At 67.4% G+C, this 3,001-nt stretch carries 4 protein-coding genes; 1 reads left to right on the top strand and 3 read right to left on the bottom strand.

Features of this window, described 5'->3' with window-relative positions:
• A partial coding sequence (locus ACAM49_RS39570; RefSeq protein WP_369640642.1) for a tyrosine-protein phosphatase occupies positions 1-874 on the top strand: 874 nt, incomplete at its 5' end.
• An 83-nt stretch (positions 875-957) separates the two neighbouring features.
• Here the strand turns inward: ACAM49_RS39570 and ACAM49_RS39565 are convergent.
• From ACAM49_RS39565 to ACAM49_RS39555, 3 genes are all read right to left on the bottom strand, one after another.
• Positions 958-1,407 carry a hypothetical protein gene (locus ACAM49_RS39565; protein WP_369640641.1) on the bottom strand — a complete coding sequence of 150 codons (450 nt, stop codon included), beginning with the start codon at positions 1,405-1,407 and terminating at the stop codon, positions 958-960.
• A 112-nt stretch (positions 1,408-1,519) separates the two neighbouring features.
• Positions 1,520-1,693 (bottom strand): hypothetical protein, encoded by a 174-nt coding sequence (locus ACAM49_RS39560; RefSeq protein ID WP_369640640.1) that lies wholly within the window; start codon positions 1,691-1,693, stop codon positions 1,520-1,522.
• Between the two features lie 121 nt (positions 1,694-1,814).
• Positions 1,815-2,681: a sigma-70 family RNA polymerase sigma factor gene (locus ACAM49_RS39555; protein WP_369640643.1), complete on the bottom strand. Its 867-nt coding sequence runs from the start codon at positions 2,679-2,681 to the stop codon at positions 1,815-1,817.
• Positions 2,682-3,001: the final 320 nt, after the last annotated feature.

Here is a 3,001-nt window from a genome sequence, read left to right as displayed (position 1 = left end):
GTTTGTGCGCCTTTGTATTTCAGTATTCGTATTGACGGGGGTCGTGGGATTGGCTGCGGGGGCCGGGGCCGCGCCGGTTATGCGGGAGGAGGCCACGCAGATCACCTTGCAGGGGGCGGTGAATGTGCGCGATGTGGGTGGGTACATCACGTATACGGGGGATTCGACCAAGTCCGGCAAGGTGATTCGGGCGGATGCGTTGGGGAAGCTGACCGACGCGGATGTGCAGAAGCTGGGGACGCTGGGCATCAAGAGCGTGGTCGACTTCCGGACGGCTCCCGAGGTGCAGGGCATGGGCGCGGACCGGTTGCCCGCCGGGCTGAGCGCGGTGTCGCGGCCGATCGATGACGGGGGCATCTATCTGAAGACGGCGCAGGCGATCGGGTCGAAGGATCCGGTGCAGCAGCAGGCGCTGCTCGGGGACGGTAAGGCCGAGCAGATCATGAAGACCGCGTACACCAATTTCCTGAGCGCGGATGCGACGGCGAAGTTCGCGCAGACCATCAAGGAGATCGCGGCCGCGCCGGGTGCGTTCCTGTACCACTGCACCTCGGGCAAGGACCGCACCGGCTGGATGACCTATGTGCTGTTGCAGGCGGTCGGCGTTCCCGAGAATGTCGCGCGCCAGGACTACCTGCTGTCGAACCAGTACCGCGCCGCCTCGGACGCCGCCTTGCGGGCGCAGCTGAAAGCGGCCGGGATCATGCAGAATCCGGATCTGCTGATTCCCTTGCAGATCGTCAGCGACGACTACCTGAACGTCGCCGTCGACCAGATGAAGCAGAAGTACGGCGACTTCGGCAAGTACCTGTCCAAGGGCCTCGGCCTCGACGCCGGCACCATCCTCCAACTCCACCGCAACCTGGTGGGCTGACCGACACTATCCCCCGGTGCCTCTCGCTCCCGAGCGGGAGGCACCGCTGTGCCGAAAGTCAGTGCTACCTGCGGGACATGGGGCTACCGGCGGGACATGGGGGGCTCCCGGCGGGCCATGGCGCCGAGGGCGGAGAGGTCGAGGTCGCCGGAGGAGTCGGACCACCCGGTGGCGCACAGGTCGTCGGGGGTGGGGACGCCGAGGGCTTCGTGCAGGCCGACGGCGACGGAGCGGGCGAGCTCTTCGAGGCCGCTGCGGGGGATCGGCCAGAGCAGGGTGCGGCGCCAGTTCTCGATATCGTGCTGCGGAACCGGGGCGCTCCAGCCGATCTCGCGTAATCGCCGGTCCGCGGCGGCGGAAATCGGTTCGGCGAGATAGTAATCCCCGGTGAGTTCCGCGGAGAGTTTGATGTCGAACTGCTGGATCTGGACGTAGCGGTTACCGGTGGCGGCGAAGATCAACGTTGCGCGGGAGGGCAGTCTCGCGAGGCAGCCGGCCAGTGCGTGAACGAACACGTCCCAGTCGGTTGTCACTACGTGCTCGTTTTGACCCCGGGTGCCCATCGTGGCCGATCATACGCCGTCCAATGGATATGGGCGTGAAATATCCTGCCGCACAGTCCGATCAGCGGAAACCGTGGCTGCCTCACCGGACGGGCGTGGCGGGGCCCAGAATCGCGAGGGGCGTGCGGGCGAGCAAACGCGCGTCGCCGGGCTCCGGGGCGAGTGTCTGATCGGCGAAGAATTCCCGGATTCGCCGCCACACCGAATGGAAGATCGGATTCGATGCGACGGGCGCGGCCGCGGCCATTGCGTTCATTGCACTCCCCTCGGTTTCGTCTGAATGTTCGGCAACCCATTCTGCCAACCGAGCGGCACTGCGGCCGTTAATCTCTCGTGAAAATTGCGCTATCGGGCAAATGCATCGCGGAAAGAAGATCTCAACCCAGCGGTTCCAGGTCGAGCTCGGCGAGCAGGATCGGGTCGGCGAGCATTTCGATGCCGGCGATGCGACCGTCGACGACGGTGAAATCGAAGACCATGCGCGGGGTGCCCGCCGTCATCCACACCAGTCCGGCCAGCCCGTCGACGAGCACCGGGCGCGCGGCCCTGGCGCGGCCCGCGAAGGTGTTCGCGACCGCCTGCGCGCCACGGACTTCCGCGTCCGCGCCCATGGCGATGCCGATCGCGTCGGCCCGCACCACCACATCCGGGTCCAGCAATTCCAGCAGCGCCGCGAAATCGCCGCTGCGGGAGGCGGCGAGGAAGGCGGTGACAACCTCCTGCTGACGCTCTCGATCGATGGTGATCTCGTCGATGCCGCGCACCCGCCGACGCCCGCGACTGGCGAGTTGTCGTGCGGCGGCAGGAGTTTTGCCGAGAATCGGGGCGATGTCCTCGAACGGGACGGCGAACATGTCGTGCAGGACGAAGGCCAGGCGCTCGGTCGGGCTGAGGGTGTCGAGGACGACCAGCAGCGCGGCCCCGATCGAATCACCCAGCAGCGCTTCCTGTTCCGGCCCGATGGCGGCCTCGGGCGCGTCGTAGTCCTCGAGCGCGTCCTCGCGCCGGGTCCCCCGCGACTGCAGCATGTTCAGGCACACCCGGGAGACGACGGTGGTCAGCCACCCCGCGAGATTGTCGATCTCGGCGGTCTCGGACCGGCTCAGCCGCAGCCACGCCTCCTGCACCGCGTCCTCGGCCTCCGCCGCGGATCCGAGCATCCGCTGGGCCAGCGCCTGCAGCCGTCCGCGCTGCACCTCGAATTCGAGCGCCACGAGATTCAGGTCGTCCTGCCCGTTGCCCATGTCCGAAGTCTCCTCGATCACGACCGGTCGGTCTGTCCGAACCGCGCGGGCGTGTCCCCGCACTTCCTTGACCGATCGCGCGTCCCTAATGTGACAGCCCCCGCGACCTCGATCCGAAGACGCCACCGACCAGCCCGCCCGAGCTCGATCTTGGACGCCACTGTCCGACCCGGCGGTAACGTGAACGGTCGTGACCTCGGAATCCTCCAGCACCCCCGACCATTTCGAAGTACGCCCGATAGGCCGCGTCCGCTCCCCCCTCACCGACCGCACCGGCGCACCCCGCCAACCCGACGAGGACGCCCCACCCGCCGACATCC

Source organism: Nocardia sp. JMUB6875, from assembly GCF_041154655.1.
Taxonomy (GTDB): Bacteria; Actinomycetota; Actinomycetes; order Mycobacteriales; family Mycobacteriaceae; genus Nocardia.
This window is presented reverse-complemented; position numbering and strand designations above follow the sequence as displayed.